The 16847-nt window shown below is 62.3% G+C and carries 19 protein-coding genes; 12 read left to right on the top strand and 7 right to left on the bottom strand.

Features of this window, described 5'->3' with window-relative positions:
* Nucleotides 1–133: 133 nt before the first annotated feature.
* From ACP15O_RS14560 to ACP15O_RS14550, 3 genes are all read right to left on the bottom strand, one after another.
* A complete protein-coding gene (locus ACP15O_RS14560) occupies nucleotides 134–793 on the bottom strand; it encodes an SOS response-associated peptidase (RefSeq protein ID WP_425096847.1) in 660 nt (219 codons plus the stop codon).
* A 3-nt stretch (nucleotides 794–796) separates the two neighbouring features.
* The gene (locus ACP15O_RS14555; protein ID WP_425096846.1) at nucleotides 797–1108 is read right to left on the bottom strand and encodes a DnaJ family domain-containing protein; all 312 of its coding nucleotides are present in this window, start codon (nucleotides 1106–1108) and stop codon (nucleotides 797–799) included.
* Nucleotides 1109–1191: 83 nt separating this feature from the next.
* Nucleotides 1192–2772, bottom strand: coding sequence for a bifunctional metallophosphatase/5'-nucleotidase (locus ACP15O_RS14550; protein WP_425096845.1), 1581 nt, complete (start codon nucleotides 2770–2772; stop codon nucleotides 1192–1194).
* A gap of 108 nt (nucleotides 2773–2880) precedes the next feature.
* Here ACP15O_RS14550 and ACP15O_RS14545 point away from each other — a divergent pair, with 108 nt between their 5' ends.
* From ACP15O_RS14545 to arsC, 3 genes are read left to right on the top strand one after another with little or no spacing between them, the layout of a single operon-like run.
* Nucleotides 2881–3219: a DUF952 domain-containing protein gene (locus ACP15O_RS14545; RefSeq protein ID WP_425096844.1), complete on the top strand. Its 339-nt coding sequence runs from the start codon at nucleotides 2881–2883 to the stop codon at nucleotides 3217–3219.
* The gene (locus tag ACP15O_RS14540; RefSeq protein ID WP_425096843.1) at nucleotides 3216–4274 is read left to right on the top strand and encodes a quinone-dependent dihydroorotate dehydrogenase; all 1059 of its coding nucleotides are present in this window, start codon (nucleotides 3216–3218) and stop codon (nucleotides 4272–4274) included. The genes ACP15O_RS14545 and ACP15O_RS14540 overlap by 4 nt, the downstream gene beginning before the upstream one ends.
* Nucleotides 4271–4606 carry an arsenate reductase (glutaredoxin) gene (gene arsC, locus ACP15O_RS14535; protein WP_425096842.1) on the top strand — a complete coding sequence of 112 codons (336 nt, stop codon included), beginning with the start codon at nucleotides 4271–4273 and terminating at the stop codon, nucleotides 4604–4606. Before ACP15O_RS14540 ends, arsC begins: the two co-directional genes overlap by 4 nt.
* Here the strand turns inward: arsC and ACP15O_RS14530 are convergent.
* Genes ACP15O_RS14530 through ACP15O_RS14520 form a run of 3 tightly spaced genes read right to left on the bottom strand, consistent with a single transcriptional unit; the run spans nucleotide 4603 to nucleotide 6882 of the window.
* Nucleotides 4603–5952 (bottom strand): MATE family efflux transporter, encoded by a 1350-nt coding sequence (locus ACP15O_RS14530; RefSeq protein ID WP_425096841.1) that lies wholly within the window; start codon nucleotides 5950–5952, stop codon nucleotides 4603–4605. The two genes, arsC and ACP15O_RS14530, sit on opposite strands and share 4 nt — an antisense overlap.
* A complete protein-coding gene (locus tag ACP15O_RS14525) occupies nucleotides 5945–6457 on the bottom strand; it encodes a PaaI family thioesterase (RefSeq protein ID WP_425096840.1) in 513 nt (170 codons plus the stop codon). Before ACP15O_RS14525 ends, ACP15O_RS14530 begins: the two co-directional genes overlap by 8 nt.
* Nucleotides 6454–6882 (bottom strand): PaaI family thioesterase, encoded by a 429-nt coding sequence (locus tag ACP15O_RS14520; protein WP_425096839.1) that lies wholly within the window; start codon nucleotides 6880–6882, stop codon nucleotides 6454–6456. The genes ACP15O_RS14525 and ACP15O_RS14520 overlap by 4 nt, the downstream gene beginning before the upstream one ends.
* A gap of 110 nt (nucleotides 6883–6992) precedes the next feature.
* Between ACP15O_RS14520 and ACP15O_RS14515 the strand changes: the two genes are divergently transcribed.
* The 9 genes from ACP15O_RS14515 (at nucleotide 6993) to ACP15O_RS14475 (ending at nucleotide 15984) form a co-directional block, all read left to right on the top strand.
* Nucleotides 6993–8138: a putative manganese transporter gene (locus tag ACP15O_RS14515; RefSeq protein WP_425096838.1), complete on the top strand. Its 1146-nt coding sequence runs from the start codon at nucleotides 6993–6995 to the stop codon at nucleotides 8136–8138.
* A gap of 109 nt (nucleotides 8139–8247) precedes the next feature.
* Entirely contained in the window at nucleotides 8248–8622 is a 375-nt protein-coding gene (locus ACP15O_RS14510; RefSeq protein WP_425096837.1) for a MerR family transcriptional regulator, read from the top strand.
* A 227-nt stretch (nucleotides 8623–8849) separates the two neighbouring features.
* The gene (locus ACP15O_RS14505; RefSeq protein ID WP_425096836.1) at nucleotides 8850–9260 is read left to right on the top strand and encodes a MerR family transcriptional regulator; all 411 of its coding nucleotides are present in this window, start codon (nucleotides 8850–8852) and stop codon (nucleotides 9258–9260) included.
* A 39-nt stretch (nucleotides 9261–9299) separates the two neighbouring features.
* A complete protein-coding gene (locus ACP15O_RS14500) occupies nucleotides 9300–11078 on the top strand; it encodes an acyl-CoA dehydrogenase C-terminal domain-containing protein (RefSeq protein ID WP_425096835.1) in 1779 nt (592 codons plus the stop codon).
* Between the two features lie 101 nt (nucleotides 11079–11179).
* Nucleotides 11180–11392 carry a hypothetical protein gene (locus ACP15O_RS14495; RefSeq protein ID WP_425096834.1) on the top strand — a complete coding sequence of 71 codons (213 nt, stop codon included), beginning with the start codon at nucleotides 11180–11182 and terminating at the stop codon, nucleotides 11390–11392.
* 293 nt (nucleotides 11393–11685) lie between these two features.
* Entirely contained in the window at nucleotides 11686–12315 is a 630-nt protein-coding gene (locus ACP15O_RS14490) for a glutathione S-transferase family protein (RefSeq protein ID WP_425096833.1), read from the top strand.
* Between the two features lie 13 nt (nucleotides 12316–12328).
* The gene (locus ACP15O_RS14485) at nucleotides 12329–12508 is read left to right on the top strand and encodes a hypothetical protein (RefSeq protein WP_425096832.1); all 180 of its coding nucleotides are present in this window, start codon (nucleotides 12329–12331) and stop codon (nucleotides 12506–12508) included.
* 41 nt (nucleotides 12509–12549) lie between these two features.
* On the top strand, nucleotides 12550–13761 hold the full coding sequence (locus ACP15O_RS14480) for an acetyl-CoA C-acetyltransferase (RefSeq protein ID WP_425096831.1): 1212 nt from the start codon (nucleotides 12550–12552) through the stop codon (nucleotides 13759–13761).
* A 21-nt stretch (nucleotides 13762–13782) separates the two neighbouring features.
* Entirely contained in the window at nucleotides 13783–15984 is a 2202-nt protein-coding gene (locus ACP15O_RS14475) for a 3-hydroxyacyl-CoA dehydrogenase NAD-binding domain-containing protein (RefSeq protein WP_425096830.1), read from the top strand.
* A 121-nt stretch (nucleotides 15985–16105) separates the two neighbouring features.
* Here ACP15O_RS14475 and ACP15O_RS14470 read toward each other — a convergent pair whose 3' ends face one another.
* Nucleotides 16106–16750, bottom strand: coding sequence for a sulfotransferase family 2 domain-containing protein (locus tag ACP15O_RS14470; RefSeq protein WP_425096829.1), 645 nt, complete (start codon nucleotides 16748–16750; stop codon nucleotides 16106–16108).
* Nucleotides 16751–16847 lie beyond the last annotated feature (97 nt).

Below are 16847 nucleotides of genomic sequence, written 5' to 3'. Positions count from 1 at the left end.
CCTGTCTTTGGGCCGGGATACTGCGAAAATGACGGGCTACGCAAGAGTTTGCAGCCACGGTTTGCAAAGTTTGTACCGTATTTATACGGTGTTTTTGGCCATTAAACGGCCAATCCCTACGGTTTCCGGCCACCTAAGTCTCCAACGGTAGGATCAGCGCGGGGCCTTCGGCGCGATTCGAGTTCACCTCGGGGCCGACGCGATGGGCGCGCACCCGGCCCTGCGCCGCCGAGCGCATCAGCGGGGCCGCGCCATGACCCTGCTCGCCCAGCCATTTGGCCCAGTCATCGGGCTCCAGAATGACCGGCATCCGGTGATGAATATGATCAATATCGGGGCTGGCCGGGGCCGTGACCACCGCGCAGCTGGGCTGGGGATCCGCGCCCCACATCTGCCAGACACCGGCCAGGGCCATCGGCTGCCCATCCTGACGCGTGATGTACCACGGCAGACGATTGCCCGCCGCGTCCTTGGCCCATTCATAAAACCCCGAGACCGGCAGGATACAGCGCCGCTGTCGACATGCCTCGCGAAAGGCCGGTTTCTGCGCGATCGTTTCGGCCCGCGCGTTGATCAGCAAAGGCCCATCCGTCACGGATGTGTACCAGCTGGGCAGAAATCCCCAGCGCATCGCGCCCAGCCGCCGGATTCCCCCGTCCGAGGCAACCACATGCACCTGCGTTGTCGGACATACATTATAGTTGGGCACAGACGGCAGAGCATTGCCCGGTCTGGCGGCGAAAATCTGCGCCATCGCGTCATTGGGCAGGGTGACGGCCACGCGTCCGCACATGGCTCAGCCGCGCCTGAAAGCTTGCTTGGCCAGCTCGATCCGGGCCTCCATCATCGACATGTCCTGCATGAGGGAACGGCGCTGGGTCCGGTCGGCGCAGTCGCGCAACTGTTCGCGTAACCTGGCCAGCTCGCGCGACAGCTGCACGAATTCAGGCACCGCCCCGTTCTGTTCGATCACCCGGTTCAGCAGCGCATTTTCCGGATCGTCGCATTCAGGCAGCGGCTGGCCCGCGCCGGGCAGGTCGTCGAAATCGCCCTCGGCCTGGGCCTGGGCGATTTTCTGGTTAATCAGGTCAATCAGCGGGTGATCCATCACACACCTTTGGTTCAGACCGGCCCAGCCTACCCGCTAAACGGCACAGGGTCGAGCCGCCACCGACACCCCGCCCCGCGCGTTTATTGCGCGGCGATACGCCCATCCAGATAGGGCACGTAGGGGCCGGCCTGGACCAGGTATTCCACCACCACATCGGCCAGATCCGGGCCGTAATCATAGGCGTTCATGCCCTCGGTGCTGAACATTTTATAGCCGTCCCCGCCGTTGCGGACGTAGTTATTTGTCACCACGCCATAGACGGTTTCGGGCTCCAGCGCGGCCCAGCCGCCGGGCATGTTCACCATAACCGAGACAACACGCGCGCCGGGCTGGGCCGCGGGATCGTAGACCAGCTTCATCCCGGCAACCTGCGGAAACCGCCCGCCGCCATCCTCGATCTGGCTCAGCCCGTTTTCCAGAGCCGCCAGCAAGGTCGCCCCCGTGGCCTGAAAGGTGGACAGCGTGTTCTGGAAGGGCAGCACGGTCAGCACCTCGCCCATGGTTACCTCGCCCGCGTCAATCGAGGCCCGCAGCCCTCCGCCATTCTGCACCGCGATCTGGACACCCTGATCGGCGACACGCGCCAGCATCGCATCGGCCACCAGGTTCCCCATCGTACATTCGCCGGCCCGACAAGACCCGCGCTCGCCATCAATCGGCTGCGCCGTGCTGGCGACCACTTTATTGCGGATCGCATCCAGCGGCTTGGCCAGTTCGGCGATGCGGAACTTGGTGGGGATGTCTTCGGTGACGGCGGCATCCATGATCAGCGGCTCACCCTGGGCCGAGACGATTTGGCCGGCGTCATCGAAGACCAGGTTCAGCTCTCCCAGGAATTTGCCATAGGCATAGGCCGAGACAATCGCCGTATCGCCCACCATCGTGGGATAGGGCCCCTCGGCCCGATCCGAGCGATTGGACAGGTAGGTATTGGTATGCCCGCCCACGATCACATCCACCCCGGTGGTTTTTGCCGCCACGCGTTTATCCACCCCATAGCCGGAATGCGACAGCACGATGATCTTGTTGATCCCGGCGGCGCTCAGCGCGTCCACCTCGGCCTGCACGGCCGCAACGGGATCTGAGAAGGTAATATTGGGGCCGGGGCTGGACAGCTCGTGCGTGTCATACGGGGTCAGCCCGATCAGGCCCAGTTGCTGCCCGCCCCTGGTGATCACCGTAGATTTCAGAATCGCATCCGCCAGAATTTTTTCACGCGCGACATCCGCATTGGACATCAGCACCGGAAAATCGACCGTATCGACAAACCCGCGCAGCACCTCGGGGCCGTCGTCGAATTCATGGTTGCCCACGGTCATCGCGTCATAGCCCAGCTTGTTCATGAACTCGGCCGCCATTTTGCCCTTGTAATAGGTATAGAACAGCGTGCCCTGGAACTGATCGCCCCCATCCACCAGAATCGTGTTCTGCGCCCGCGCGCGCGCATCGGCGATGGCCGTCACCAGCCGCGCGGTACCGCCGAAACATTTCCCCTCGGCGTTCTTTTCCGCCGAGCAGCCGGAATCGTATTTGCTGATCGGCTCGAACCGGGCGTGGAAATCGTTGGTGTGCAGAATGGTCAGGGCATATTCAGCCGCCGCCGCACTGGCCGAAAACGCCAGCGTCAGCGCGCCAAGCCCGGAAAGAACACGTGAAAACATCGCAAAGCTCCTGTTGAACGGGAATAGAGCCAGCCTGCCTGCGAATCCCGCCCCCTGTCAAAATCCTTCTGGCTTGACCACGCGGCAGGGGCGCGGCATGTGGGGGATATGCTGATTTACAAGATATTCCGTGCCTCAGAATGGGCACAGTTGCAGGAGAATGGCGAAACCCTGGGCGCGCCGGTCGATCTGGCCGATGGGTTCGTGCATTTCTCCACCGCGCAGCAGGCTGCCGAAACCGCGGCCAAGCATTTCGCCGGCCAGGATGGGCTGCATCTGCTGGCCGTTCAGGCCGACAGCCTGGGCGCGGCGCTGAAATGGGAACCCTCGCGCGGTGGTGCGCTGTTTCCGCATCTTTACCGCCCCCTGAAACTGTCAGATGTCCTATGGCATCGGCCTCTGCCGCTGGTGGACGGGGCGCATCAATTCCCGGAAGGACTGGAATGAACCCGCTGGAGAAACTAGGGCTCTTTGCCCTGCACAAGGTTGACCCCGAAACCGCGCACGGCCTGTCAATCAAGGCGCTGCAACTGGGGGCCGCGCCGCTGGCCGGGCTGGTCACGTCGGATCGTCTGCGCACCACGGTGGCCGGCCTGAACATGGCCAATCCGGTGGGGCTGGCCGCTGGGTTCGATAAGAACGCGCAGGTGCTGTCACCCCTGTCGCGCGCGGGCTTTGGGTTTATCGAGGTGGGCGCCGCCACGCCCCGCCCGCAGCCCGGCAACCCCAAGCCGCGCCTGTTCCGCCTGTCCGAGGATCAGGCCGCGATCAACCGCTTTGGCTTCAACAACGACGGGATGGAGGCGATCGGTGCCCGTCTGGCGCAGCGTCCGCGCGACATGGTTCTGGGCCTGAACCTGGGTGCCAACAAGGACAGCGAGGATCGCGCCGCCGATTTCGCCCGTGTGCTGGCCCATTGCGGGCCGTATCTGGATTTCGCCACGGTGAATGTGTCCTCGCCCAATACCGAAAAGCTGCGCGATTTGCAGGGCAAAGAGGCGCTCTCGGCGCTGCTGGCCGGGGTGATTGCCGCGCGCGCCGAATTGGACCGCCAAATCCCCGTCTTCCTGAAAATCGCCCCCGATCTGACGCCGGAGGAACTGGAGGACGTGGCCGAGGTCGCCCTGACATCCGGCATCGACGCGGTGATCGCCACCAACACCACCCTGTCGCGTGACGGCCTGCACAGCCCGTACCGCGATCAGGCGGGCGGGCTGTCCGGTGCGCCTCTGTTTGAAAAATCCACCCGCGTGCTGGCCCGCCTGTCCGTACTGACCGAGGGCAAGCTGCCCCTGATCGGCGTCGGCGGGGTGTCGAACGCCCAGCAGGCCTATGCGAAAATCCGCGCCGGGGCCTCGGCCGTGCAGCTGTATACCGCGCTGGTCTATCACGGGCTGTCGCTGGGCGCCGAGATCGCCAAAGGGCTGGACAAGCTTCTGGAACAAGACGGCTTTGATAACGTCGCCCAGGCCGTGGGCACCGCCAAGGAGGACTGGCTATGATCACCATCTGGCACAACCCGCGCTGTTCGAAATCGCGTCAGACTCTGGCCCTGCTGGAGGGGCGCGAGGTTGAGGTGCGCAAATATCTGGAGGACGCGCCCTCGGTTGACGAATTGCGCGCGGCGCAGGCGGCTTTGGGCCTGCGCGCCATCGACATGATGCGCCCCAAAGAGGCGTTGTTCAAGGAATTGGGCCTGACCAAGGACACCCCCGAGGCCGCCCTGCTGGACGCCATGGCCGCCCATCCCAAGCTGATCGAGCGCCCCATCGTCTTTGCCAATGGCAAGGCGCGTCTGGGCCGCCCGCCCGAGCAGGTGCTGGAAATCCTTTAGCGCTCGGCGGCGGCCTCAAGCGCGGGATAGCGAAGCCCCAGCGTGATCCCCCGCGCCACAAAGGAAATCAGCAGGGCAATCCACAGTCCGTGATTGCCAAACAGCGGCAGCAAGACCGCCAGCGCGACCAGATACACCACAAAGCTGACCGCCATCATGTTGCGCATGTCCTTGCCACGGGTTGCGCCGATGAAGATCCCGTCCAGCATCCAGCTGGCCGAGCCCAGGATCGGTGCCATCACCATATAGATCAGGAATATGCGCGCCGCGCTGCGGACGCCCTCGGCTGTGGTCATCAGGTCGATGATCAGCCCGCCGGCCAGCGCGAAAACCAGCGTCAGCGCCATGGCAATCCCAACGCCCCAGAGGCTGGTCAGAATCGCGCTGCGGCGCAGGGCCACGCGGTTGCGCGCCCCCATGGCCGCACCCACCAGCGCCTCGGCGCCCAGCGCGAATCCGTCCAGCGCATAGGCGGTGATATAGAGGAACTGCATCAGCACCTGGTTGGCCGCCAGCACGTCGTCTCCGAAATCGGCGCCCAGCATCAGGAATGAGATAAAGATCACCTGCAACAGCAGCGACCGCAGCAAAATATCGGTGTTCACCGACATCATATGCGTCAGCTTGGCCCGGTCGAACACCCGCGCCCAATCGCGCCAGGCAGGCACACGAAAAGCCCCCCGACAGAACCACAGCGCCACCGCCAGCCCCGTCCATTCCGCGCAGAAGGTGGCCAGGGCCACGCCCTCGACGCCCCAGCCCAGCCCCAGAACGAACCACAGGTCCAGCAGGATATTCACCCCGTTCGTCCACAGCTGTATCGCCAGCACAGCGCCGGTGCGTTCCTGCCCGATCAGCCAGCCCGTCACCCCATACAGCCCAATCGCCGCCGGCGCCGAGAAGATCCGGATCTGCATGTAATCGCGCGCCAGGGACTCGACCTCGGGACTGGCCGGAGACACCACGAACGCCGCCCAGAAAATCGGTATTTGCAGCGCAATGACGGACAGCCCGGCCAGCGCGGCAATCATCAGCGCGCGGGTCAGCAAAGCAGCGACCTCTCGTTCTTGTCCCGCGCCACGCGCCTGGCTGGTCAGCCCGGTGGTGCCCATCCGCAGGAACCCGAACATCCAGTAGACCCCCGTCAGGACGATTGCGCCGATTCCGACGGCACCGATTGGCGCGGCCTGTCCCATCTGCCCCACAACGCCCGTGTCCACGGCCCCCAGAATGGGCACCGTTGCATTTGACAGCACAATCGGCAGAGCGATCTTCAGCACCCGTCGATGGGTGATCCGGGGGGCGTTCCGGGGGGCGTTCTGGGCGGGCGATACGGCGTCAGCCATCCGATTGCGGCATCAGGAAATGTCCGGTGGCCTGCGCAAAGTTCCGGTGACGATTGTCCTGCCAGGCCTCGACATGGACGCTGGCATAGCGCCGCCCCGACCGATTGATCTGCGCCCGCGCATAGGCATCGCGCGGCAGACCCGAGCGCAGATAGTCCACGGTGAAATCAATCGTTTTGGGCAGGCGCGGCAATTGCCCGGCCACCAGTTGCTCGGCGTCCAGCCTGCCGCTTTCGATGTCGTCCCACAGATAGGCCCAGCTGAGCCCGATGATCGCCGTCACCTCAAGAAAGGCCGCCGTTACACCGCCGTGAATCGCGGGCAGCATCGGGTTGCCGATCAGAGATTCCTGAAAAGGCAGAACCGCTGTCAGCTCATCCCCGCGCCGGTCGAACTCGATTCCCAGGAACTGAATATAGGGCACACCATGGACCAGCGCATTCAGCGCGGCATCGCGGCGCTGCTTGACCACCTGCATCGGTTCGGGTCTGGGGCGTTTGTTCATGACTGCCCCCCCTCGACCGTAAAGGCCCCCGAGGCCGTGGCGACAGGCAGGCTGTCATCGTCGTCCAGCGCCTCGGCGCGGACAAAGGCCACGGTTTTGGTGATCCGATAGCAATGGGCGCGCGTCCGGATCGCCTGTCCGGGCGTGGCCGCGCGCATGTAGTCGATCCGCAGGTCAATCGTGGCGGTGCCCCCCGGCGCCTTGGGGTGGCTCATGACCGCGGCCCCGCAGGTGGTATCCAGCAAAGCCGACACCGCGCCGCCGTGGATCACTCTGGTTTTCGGATCCCCGATAAAGCGCTCGTCATAGGGCATCCGCATCTCGGCACGTCCGTCGCCCACTTGGGTGAACGCCATTCCCAGCGCCCTGGCGTGGGGAATCGCCTTGATGAATTCGCGGGCGAACATCTGATTATCGGGTGCCATATGCGCCTCCGAGCCTGATTTGCGTGCTTTCCCCTATCTATTCGGCCCATCCGGGCAGAGTGCAAGAGTTTGTTCTTGCAATTGCGAGTAATTCGCATATGCAGGTAAGCATGACACAGATGGATTCTCATATGCCCGCCTCGTTTCAGCCCGGTTTTCTGGGGCCTTTCCGGACGCGCCGGCTGCCTTATGCGCTGCTGCTTCTGGCGCTGGCCGTCGCACCGGGCGAGCTGGGCCCGCTGACACGAGAGCTGATGCTGGACGCCTATTTCCAGGTTTCCGTCTTCGTGGCGGCCACTTTGATGCTGTTTTATGGGGCGGAACGGCTGTTTAACTTCAACATCGGCAGCGCGCTGCAAAACGCCCGCTGGGCGCAGGTGCCCATGGCGGCCCTGCTGGGCGCGACACCGGGCTGTGGCGGCGCGGTGGTTGTGGTTGCGGCCTATGCCTCGGGCAATGTCGGCTTCGGAGCGGTCGTGGCCACGCTAACCGCCACAATGGGTGACGCTGCGTTCCTTTTGATCGCGACGCGGCCGGATGTGGCGGCTGTGGTGCTGCCTTTGTCCTTTGCGGTCGGGATTCTGTCGGGCTGGATCGTGGATGCGTTGCGGATTCTGCCCCCGACGGCCTACAGTGGCAGCTGCGCCATGCCGCATCGGATTGGTAAGCTGCGCGCCCGCGACTGGGCCTTTCTGGCCCTGGCCCTGCCCGGTTTCGTGATGGGCGTTCTGCAACTGCTGCAATCGCCACTTTATGATGCGATGCCCCATTCCGTTCTGCTGGCTCTGGGGTTGGGCGGCACGGCCATTGGGCTGCTGATCTGGACCACCTCGCCGCTTGAGGCAATGACCAATGCCGCAGACAGCCCCCCCACCCGCATGGCCGAAGAAACCAGTTTCATCGCCGTCTGGGTGATCGGAGCCTATCTGGCCTATGACTATCTGGTTGCCTTCCTGGGGCTGGACCTGAAGGCCGCCTTTGAAACCGTTGCACCGTTGTTGCCGCTGATCGGGATCGTGGTGGGCTTTGTGCCCGGATGCGGGCCGCAGGTGCTGGTGACAACGCTATACATCAACGGAGCGCTGCCGTTCTCGGCCCTGATCGGGAACGCCATCTCGAATGACGGGGATGCGCTGTTCCCGGCGATCGCGCTTAGCCCGCGCACGGCCATTCTGGCGACTGCGGTCTCGGCCGTGCCTGCGGTGATCGTGGCCTATGGGTTCTATTTCCTGGCGCCGGGCTTTATGGCGCCGTGACGCAGCGACGGGACGGGGCCAGTTTCTTCTGCGCTGCGGAAAGGGGGTGGCCAAAGCCTATCCGCCTGTTGCAGACTGCGTGAAACTATAAGCAACCGAATGACGCCGAATGTCTGAGACCCGCCTGACCTTCAAAGAAATGTGCGCAAAGTTCGATGTGACGCCGCGCACCCTGCGCTACTACGAATATATCGAACTGCTGGAACCCGACCGCGAGGGGCGCTCGCGTTTCTACGGGCCGCGCGAAATTGCCCGGATGACTCTGATCCTGCGGGGCCGCAAATGGGGGTACTCTCTTGAAGGGATTCGCCAGTGGCTGCTGATCTACGACAACGAAGGCAACGAAGCGCAGATGCGCGCCTGGGTCGAAAGCGCGGATCGCAAGCTTGAGGAACTGGGCCAGCAGCGCCAGCAGCTGGACGAGGCCATCGCCGAGCTGCAAGAGTCGCGCGACCGAACGGCCGATGCTGTGAAAAAGCTGTAATCGCCCCTGATTCAGGGGGAAAAAGGCGGGGTTTTCCCCGCTTTTTTCGTTTTTCCAGTGTGACGTTGCGAAAGGAAATTGCGATTTCCGTGGGGTTACGTTGCCTTATCTTACGTCAATTCACAAGTGACGTGACGTATCAATTACGTCAACCTCGATTGCTGTTGTATCGAAAAGGAAGTCGCAACAACTTTTGACCATCCGTTAAATCTTCTGAGGGCACAAAGATGTCTGTGACAAAAGAAACAACAATGACGATTCGCGAGATGTGCGATGCCTTTGAGGTCACCCCGCGCACCTTGCGGTTCTACGAAGCCAAGGAACTGCTGTTCCCGATCCGCGAAGGCCAGAAACGCCTTTTCACCCATCGGGACCGTGGCCGGCTGAAACTGATTTTGCGGGGCAAGCGCTTTGGCTTCAGCCTCGAAGAGATCCGCCAACTTCTGGATCTCTATAATATGGGGGATGCGCAGCTGACTCAGCTGGAGCGAACCTTCGAAGTGGCGCAGGACCGTCTGCGCGACATGGAACAGCAACGCGATGAGCTGGATCAGGCCATCGAAGAGCTGAAAGAACAGATGTCCTGGGGCGAGAAGATGATCGCCTCGCTGAAGACAAAACAGAAGGCTGCCGAGTAACCCTGACACAGGGCCCCGGCATCAAGTGGGAGAGAGACCATGCCGAGCTATACCGCACCCGTCAAAGACATGCAGTTCGTACTGCACGATCTGCTGAAGGTCAGCCAATCGGACATTCCGGGCTATGGCGATCTGGAAGCAGACTTTACCAGCGCCGTTCTGGAAGAGGCGGGCAAGATCACCTCTGAGGTGCTGGCCCCGCTGAACGTGGTGGGCGACAAAGAAGGCTGCGTTCTGGAAAACGGCGTGGTCCGCGTGCCCACAGGTTTCCAGGAAGCCTTCGATCAGGTGCGCGAGGGCGGCTGGACCGGCCTGGACCTGCCCGAGGAATACGGCGGTCAGGGAATGCCCTATGTGATGGGCATCGCGGTGGGCGAAATGTTCAGCTCGGCCAACCAGGCGTTCTCGATGTACCAGGGCCTGACCCACGGCGCGGCCTCGGCCATTCTGGCGCATGGCACGGACGCACAGAAAACCACCTATCTGCCCAAAATGGTGTCCTGCGAATGGACCGGCACCATGAACCTGACCGAGCCGCATTGCGGCACCGATCTGGGCCTGATGCGCACCAAGGCCGTCCCGCAGGACGACGGTAGCTATAAGATCTCGGGTCAGAAGATTTTCATCTCGGCTGGCGAACACGAGATGGCCGACAACATCATCCATCTGGTACTGGCGAAAATCCCCGGCGGCCCCGAGGGCATCAAGGGTGTCTCGCTGTTCATCGTGCCCAAGTTCATCGTCAACGAGGACGGCACCCCCGGTGCCCGCAACGGCGTCAGCTGCGGCGCGCTGGAAGAGAAAATGGGCATCCACGGCAACTCGACCTGCGTGATGAACTATGACGAGGCCACCGGCTATCTGCTGGGCGATGCGCATAAGGGAATGCGCGCCATGTTCACCATGATGAACGAAGCCCGCATCGGCGTCGGAATGCAGGGCCTGACCCAGGCCGAGGCCGCCTATCAGAACGCTGTGATCTACGCCAAGGACCGGCTTCAGGGCCGCGACGTGACCGGCGTGAAAAACCCCGATGGCCCCGCCGATCCGCTGATCGTGCACCCCGACATCCGCCGCAACCTGATGGATCAGAAAAGCTTTACCGAGGGCGCGCGCGCCTTCATCCTGTGGAGCTCGACCCTGATCGACCAGGCGCACCGCAGCGGCGACAAGGATGCCGACGGGCTGATCAGCCTGCTGACCCCGGTCATCAAGGGCTTCCTGACGGACGAGGGCTATGACATGACCGTGCAGGCGCAGCAGGTCTATGGCGGCCACGGCTATATCGAGGAATGGGGTATGTCCCAGTTCACCCGCGACGCCCGGATCGCCATGATCTATGAAGGTGCCAACGGCGTTCAGGCGCTGGATCTGGTCGGCCGTAAACTGGCCGCAGACGGCGGCAAACACGTGATGGCCTTCTTCGAGATGGTGAAAACCTTCCTGAAGGAAAACGACGGCAACGAGGCACTGAAAAAGGACTTCCTGGATCCGCTGAAGGCGGCCTCGAAGGATCTTCAGGCGGCGGGTATGTATTTCATGCAAAACGGCATGAAAAACCCCAATAACGCGCTGTCGGGCTCGTATGATTTCATGCACCTGTTCGGCCATGTCTGCCTGGGCCTGATGTGGGCCAAAATGGCCAAAGTGTCGATGGAAGCGTTGGAAAACGGTGCCGAAGATGCCACTTTCTACGAAACCAAGATCACGACCGGCCGTTTCTACATGGCCCGCCGCCTGCCCGCCACCGCAATGCACCTGGCACGGATCAACAGCGGCGCGGACACGGTGATGGCTCTGGACGCGGCCAACTTCTGAGTGCAGGCCGCGGCCTGTACCCGCTGACTAGGGGCAGCGCCCCGCTCGCACTGGCTGGCATGGCACGAACCATACCAGCCAGTGAGACCAAAGGAAGAGATATGCCAAAACGATTCCGCCTGACCCGCCGCTTCAACGCCGCAATGACCGAGGACGGCTATCGCCGGCTCAAGAGATTCGCGCAGGAATCCGGCCTGAACGAAGGCGAAGCGCTGTCCTTTCTGTTCGAAAACTTCGACAGCGTGATCAACGAAGACACATATGGGCATCGGCTGCGGCTGTTTCTCGCCGAACTGGACGCCCGCAAGCCGTAAGGAGGCGCGAACCGGCCCCGTCCGCTCAGGGCAATCAGGTCGGGGATATTTGAGTATTTCTGGCAAGATGAAAACAGTGTCACGAGGGCCCCACCCCAGGCGCGGGCCAACTGGCATCAGGCCGGGGCGGGGTTTCACCTTGCACGTCCATCGGCTCTCCAGCCTGTAACGCAACGTCTGGTGTACACCATTAACCTTAACGGTACGTTACGAAGGGCAGGTCTGCCTTTTCATCTTGCCAAAAATACTCACACTTCGAACGCAACCACATGCGCGCACAGGGAGGATTGGGCATGACGATGAAACTCTACTGCTTTGGCGAAAGCGGGAACAGTTATAAGGCGGCGCTGCCGCTGGCACTGAGCGCACAGGAATGGGAGCCGGTCTGGGTAGATTTCTTCAATGGCGCCGCGCGCAGCGATGCATACCGCGCTTTGAACGTGATGGGGGAGGCTCCGGTTCTGCTGGATGGTGAGCAGACACTGACTCAATCGGGCGTCATCCAGATGTATATCACGGAAAAATCCGGCAAATTCGGTGGCACCACCCCTGCCGAGGCGCGCGAGGTGATGCGCTGGATGTTCTGGGACAATCACAAAATGTCCAGTCAGGCGGGGATGACCCGGTTCCTGATGAATTTCCTGCCCGAAAAGCACCGCGATCCGAATGTGATCGCGTTCAATCAGGGCCGTCTGCGCGCCGCGTTTCAGACTCTGGACGCCGCGCTGGAAGGGCGTGACTGGCTGGTCGGAGCGGATGTCACCAATGCAGACCTGAGCTGCTGCGGATATTTGTACTACCCCGAGCCCTTTGGCTTTGATCGTGCCGCCTATGCAAACATTGACCGCTGGCTGGGCAACATCAGTGCCCTGCCCGGATGGCAACATCCCTACGATCTGATGCCGCGCTCGGGTGGCGAATAGTAAGGAGCCGAAAATGCCGAACCGGATAGACAAACCGTTCTTATTGCGATCGGGCATCGCAGGGGCGTTTGAAATTCGGCCAGGCTTAACGATGTTCCAAACCAACAACGAGGATGCGCCTTGGGGGCTGAAATTCTTTACCCTGGGGGCATCCAATACCAGAAAATCTCGCGATCAGATGCTGACCGTTTGACCGGGATTCTGAATCTCTAGCCGGAAAGAGGAAGGCGAAAAATGACCGAAGCCTATATCTATGACGCCGTGCGCACGCCGCGTGGCAAGGGACGCCCGGACGGGTCGCTGCACGAGGTAACCGCGGTGCGGATGTCCTCGGGGGTGCTGAACGCGCTGAAGGACCGCAACGGCCTGGAAGGCCATGCCGTCGAGGATGTGATCTGGGGCAACGTCACCCAGGTGATGGAACAGGGCGCCTGTCTGGCGCGGACCGCCGTTCTGGCCTCGGATCTGGATGAATCCATCCCCGGCCTGTCGATCAACCGTTTCTGCGCCAGCGGCATGGAGGCCGTGAACCTGGCCGCCAACCAGATCAAGGGCGGCGCGGGCGAGGCCTATATCGCGGGCGGTGTGGAAATGATGAGCCGCGTGCCCATGGGCAGCGACGGTGCTGCGGTGGCCGTGGACCCTTCGGTTGCGCTGGATCGCTATTTTGTCCCGCAGGGGATTTCGGCCGATATTATCGCTACTGAATACGGCTTTAGCCGCGATCAGGCCGACGCGCTGGCCGTGGAATCGCAAAAACGCGCCAAGGCCGCCTGGGACGACAACCGTTTCGCCAAGTCCATCGTGCCGGTGAAGGATCAGAACGGTCTGACCATTCTGGATTACGATGAATTCATCCGCCCCGGCACCGATATGCAGGGGCTGGGCGCGCTGAAAGCCTCGTTCAAGGACATGGGCGAGGTCATGCCGGGCTTTGATAAGGTCGCCATGCTGAAATACCCGCATCTGGAGCGGATCAACCACATTCACCACGCGGGCAACAGCTCGGGCATCGTGGATGGCTCGGCCGGGGTGCTGATCGGCAACGCCGATTTCGGTAAGAAATACGGTCTGAAACCGCGCGCCCGTATCCGTCAGACCTGCAAAATCGGGCTGGACCCGACCATCATGCTGACCGGGCCGGTTCCGGCCACGCAGAAGATTCTGGCCGACAGCGGCATGGCCTTTGGCGACATCGACCTGTTCGAGGTCAACGAGGCCTTTGCCAGCGTCGTACTGCGCTTCCAGCAGGCGTTTGACGCGGATATGGACAAGGTGAACGTGAACGGCGGCTCGATCGCGATGGGCCACCCGCTGGGCGCCACCGGCGCGATCATCATCGGCACCCTTCTGGACGAGCTGGAGCGCCAGGACAAAGAGGTCGGCCTGGCCACCCTGTGTATCGCGTCCGGCATGGGCGCAGCCACCATCATCGAACGCGTATAATTCGGGGCAGGAGTGACAGAAATGACTGATTTCACCATGACCAAAGACGCCGAGGGCGTCGCCACCATCACCTGGGATTGCCCCGGTAAATCCATGAACGTCATGAGCGCCGAGGCCCTTCTGGTGCTTAGCGATCTGATCGACGACGCGCTGGCTGACGAAGCCGCCAAAGGCGTGATCATCACCAGCGGCAAGAAGGATTTCGCCGGCGGGATGGACCTGAACGTGCTGGCCAAAATGAAGGCCGACGCGGGCGACGACCCGGCGCGCGGCCTGTTCGAGGGCACCATGAAAATGCACGCCCTGCTGCGCAAGATCGAACTGGCGGGCATGGACTTCAAAACCAAGAAGGGCGGCAAACCGATTGCAGCCGTTCTGCCCGGCACCGCCGTCGGCATCGGGCTGGAACTACCCCTGTCCACGCACCGCATCTTTGCCGCCGAAAACCCCAAGGCCAAGATCGGCCTGCCGGAAATCATGGTCGGCATTTTCCCCGGCGCGGGCGGCACCACCCGTCTGGTGCGCAAAATGGGCGCGATGGCCGCCTCGCCCTTCCTGCTGCAAGGCAAGCTGGTGGACCCGAAAAAGGCCAAAGGCGCTGGAATCATTGACGAAGTTGCCGCAGACCCGATGGCCGCTGCGCGCGAATGGGTGCTGAACGCCAAGGACGCCGATCTGGTGAAACCCTGGGACGCGAAGGGCTATAAAATGCCCGGCGGCGCGCCCTATCATCCTGCGGGTTTCCCCACTTTCGTAGGGGCCTCGGCCATGGTGAACGCCAATACCAGCGGCGCTTTCCCAGCTGCCAAGGCCCTGCTCAGCGCCGTCTACGAAGGCGCGCTGGTGCCCTTTGACACCGCCCTGAAAATCGAGGCGCGCTGGTTCACCAACATCCTGATGAATCCCTCGTCCTCGGCGATGATCCGCTCGCTCTTCCTGAACAAGGAAGCGCTGGAAAAAGGCGCCGTGCGTCCCAAGGACGTGCCCGACCAGTCGGTCAAGAAAATCGGCGTTCTGGGCGCGGGCATGATGGGCGCGGGCATCGCGCTGGTCAGCGCGCAGGCCGGGATGGAGGTTATCCTGATCGACCGTGACCAGGATGCGGCAGACCGCGGCAAGGCGTACTCGGAAACCTACATGGACAAAGGGATCAAACGCGGCAAAGCCACCCCTGAGAAGAAAGAGGCCCTGCTGTCCCGCATCACCGCCACCCCCGATCTGGACGCGCTGAAAGGCTGCGATCTGATCATCGAGGCGGTGTTCGAAGACCCCGGCGTCAAGGCCGAGATGACCAAAAAGGTCGAGGCGATCATCCCCGAGGACTGCATCTTTGCCTCGAACACCTCGACTCTGCCGATCACCGGCCTGGCCAAGGCGTCTGTCCGCCCCGAGCAATTCATCGGCATCCACTTCTTCAGCCCGGTTGAAAAGATGTTCCTGGTGGAAATCATCAAGGGCAAGGAAACGGGTGATCGCGCGGTGGCCAAGGCGCTGGATTACGTGCGCCAGATCCGCAAAACGCCGATCGTGGTCAATGACGCGCGGTTCTTCTACTGCAACCGCTGCATCATCCCCTACATGAACGAGGCCATGCGCATCGTCACCGAGGGCACCCCGGCGGCGATGGTGGATCACGCCGCGCAGCAGCTGGGCTTCCCCGTGGGGCCGATCCAGCTGACAGATGAAACCTCGGTGGATCTGGGCGCCAAGATTGCCCGCGCCACCAAGGCCGCGATGGGCGATGCCTATCCCGAAAGCCCCTCGGACGATCTGATTTTCTGGATGGAAGAGCTGGGCCGTCTGGGCCGCAAATCCAAGGCGGGCTTCTTTGATTATGACGAGAAGGGCAAGCGCCTGGGCTATTGGAAGGGGATCACCGAAAAATACCCGGCCGCGCCCGAGCTGCCCAGCCTTCAGGATGTGAAGGACCGTCTGATGTTTGCTCAGGTGCTTGAGGCCGTGCGCGCGTTGGAAGAGGGCGTTGTCGAGGACATCCGCGAGGGCGACGTGGGCGCGATCCTGGCCTGGGGCTTTGCCCCCTGGACGGGCGGGCCTTACAGCTGGCTGGACATGCTGGGCGCGGAATATGCCGCCCAACGCTGTGACGAGCTGGAAGCGGCCTATGGCGCGCGGTTCAAATGCCCCGATCTGCTGCGAGATATGGCGGCCAAGGGCCAAAGCTTCTATGGCCGGTTCGACCCTGAGGCAAAATCCGCAGCCTGAGCCGGATAGACAAAAAAGCGCGCGCCCGGAGACGGGCGCGCGTTTGTTATTACGCGGACTGCGCTGACGCGCAGGCTGGATCAGCCCTTCGGGCCGCTGGCATTGCGTTGCGCGCGTGGGGCTATTCGTAGCTGTAGCCGAAACGGGCGATGTCGGCGGCGCAGACCCGCGCGATCAGATCGGTATCCTGAGCGGTGTAATAGCGGTGATAGTCCACCCGGTTCGAGCGGTTCGCATGTTGCAGGTCCAGCTGGAACCCAAGGTGTTCCCAGAGCGGCTGTGCATCGCGGTGGAGATGTTCCAGCCGGATATAGGCCGTGCAGCGTTCCTGACCGCGAATATCCGTCATGTAATAGCTGGCCGGGGCCGACCCGAGTGAGGCCTGGGTATGCGGATGGTTGATGAACTGCGTAAAGCTGGTGGCCTGCGCCAGCCGCACGGCCGGGTGATCGAAGCTTTGCGTTTGCAGCCAGTGATAATAGCTGACCACCCGATCCCAGGGATTCCGCACCAGGGTGAAGGTGAAATAACCCTCGATCTGCTGCGACGAGACCAGCCCGTCAATATCGGCCAGGGTGGAATGTTTCCACAGCCTCCCCGCCGTCTGCACATCGCGCACGCGGCCGCGGCGGCGTTTGGCCTTGGGCGTGTCGCCCAGCAGGATGTCATCCTTCTTGGCCCGGCTTTCCAGCGCCAGCGCCATCGAGGTGCCACCCGTTTTCGGGATATGGATGAAGATATATTTGCGGCCAGTGGACAGGATCATGGGGCGACGCTAACGGATTGACCCTTCTGAGAAAAGACCATCTACGGGTTCCTACGATATTGCCCGGTGCGCGCGGGTCCATATACTCGCGCGCGAA

This window comes from Youngimonas ophiurae (nom. illeg.), assembly GCF_049803795.1.
In the GTDB taxonomy this organism is placed as follows: Bacteria; Pseudomonadota; Alphaproteobacteria; order Rhodobacterales; family Rhodobacteraceae; genus Thalassobius.
This window is presented reverse-complemented; position numbering and strand designations above follow the sequence as displayed.

Coding starts and splice junctions, on each gene's coding strand:
- ACP15O_RS14560 (WP_425096847.1), bottom strand. CDS start 793: ATGTGCGGACGCGTGGCCGTCACCCTGCCCAATGACGCGATGGCGCAG.
- ACP15O_RS14555 (WP_425096846.1), bottom strand. CDS start 1,108: ATGGATCACCCGCTGATTGACCTGATTAACCAGAAAATCGCCCAGGCC.
- ACP15O_RS14530 (WP_425096841.1), bottom strand. CDS start 5,952: ATGGCTGACGCCGTATCGCCCGCCCAGAACGCCCCCCGGAACGCCCCC.
- ACP15O_RS14475 (WP_425096830.1), top strand. CDS start 13,783: ATGACTGATTTCACCATGACCAAAGACGCCGAGGGCGTCGCCACCATC.
- ACP15O_RS14470 (WP_425096829.1), bottom strand. CDS start 16,750: ATGATCCTGTCCACTGGCCGCAAATATATCTTCATCCATATCCCGAAA.
- ACP15O_RS14485 (WP_425096832.1), top strand. CDS start 12,329: ATGCCGAACCGGATAGACAAACCGTTCTTATTGCGATCGGGCATCGCA.
- ACP15O_RS14480 (WP_425096831.1), top strand. CDS start 12,550: ATGACCGAAGCCTATATCTATGACGCCGTGCGCACGCCGCGTGGCAAG.
- ACP15O_RS14495 (WP_425096834.1), top strand. CDS start 11,180: ATGCCAAAACGATTCCGCCTGACCCGCCGCTTCAACGCCGCAATGACC.
- ACP15O_RS14515 (WP_425096838.1), top strand. CDS start 6,993: ATGACACAGATGGATTCTCATATGCCCGCCTCGTTTCAGCCCGGTTTT.
- ACP15O_RS14545 (WP_425096844.1), top strand. CDS start 2,881: ATGCTGATTTACAAGATATTCCGTGCCTCAGAATGGGCACAGTTGCAG.
- ACP15O_RS14520 (WP_425096839.1), bottom strand. CDS start 6,882: ATGGCACCCGATAATCAGATGTTCGCCCGCGAATTCATCAAGGCGATT.
- ACP15O_RS14525 (WP_425096840.1), bottom strand. CDS start 6,457: ATGAACAAACGCCCCAGACCCGAACCGATGCAGGTGGTCAAGCAGCGC.
- ACP15O_RS14505 (WP_425096836.1), top strand. CDS start 8,850: ATGTCTGTGACAAAAGAAACAACAATGACGATTCGCGAGATGTGCGAT.
- ACP15O_RS14490 (WP_425096833.1), top strand. CDS start 11,686: ATGACGATGAAACTCTACTGCTTTGGCGAAAGCGGGAACAGTTATAAG.
- ACP15O_RS14540 (WP_425096843.1), top strand. CDS start 3,216: ATGAACCCGCTGGAGAAACTAGGGCTCTTTGCCCTGCACAAGGTTGAC.
- ACP15O_RS14510 (WP_425096837.1), top strand. CDS start 8,248: ATGTCTGAGACCCGCCTGACCTTCAAAGAAATGTGCGCAAAGTTCGAT.
- ACP15O_RS14500 (WP_425096835.1), top strand. CDS start 9,300: ATGCCGAGCTATACCGCACCCGTCAAAGACATGCAGTTCGTACTGCAC.
- ACP15O_RS14550 (WP_425096845.1), bottom strand. CDS start 2,772: ATGTTTTCACGTGTTCTTTCCGGGCTTGGCGCGCTGACGCTGGCGTTT.
- arsC (WP_425096842.1), top strand. CDS start 4,271: ATGATCACCATCTGGCACAACCCGCGCTGTTCGAAATCGCGTCAGACT.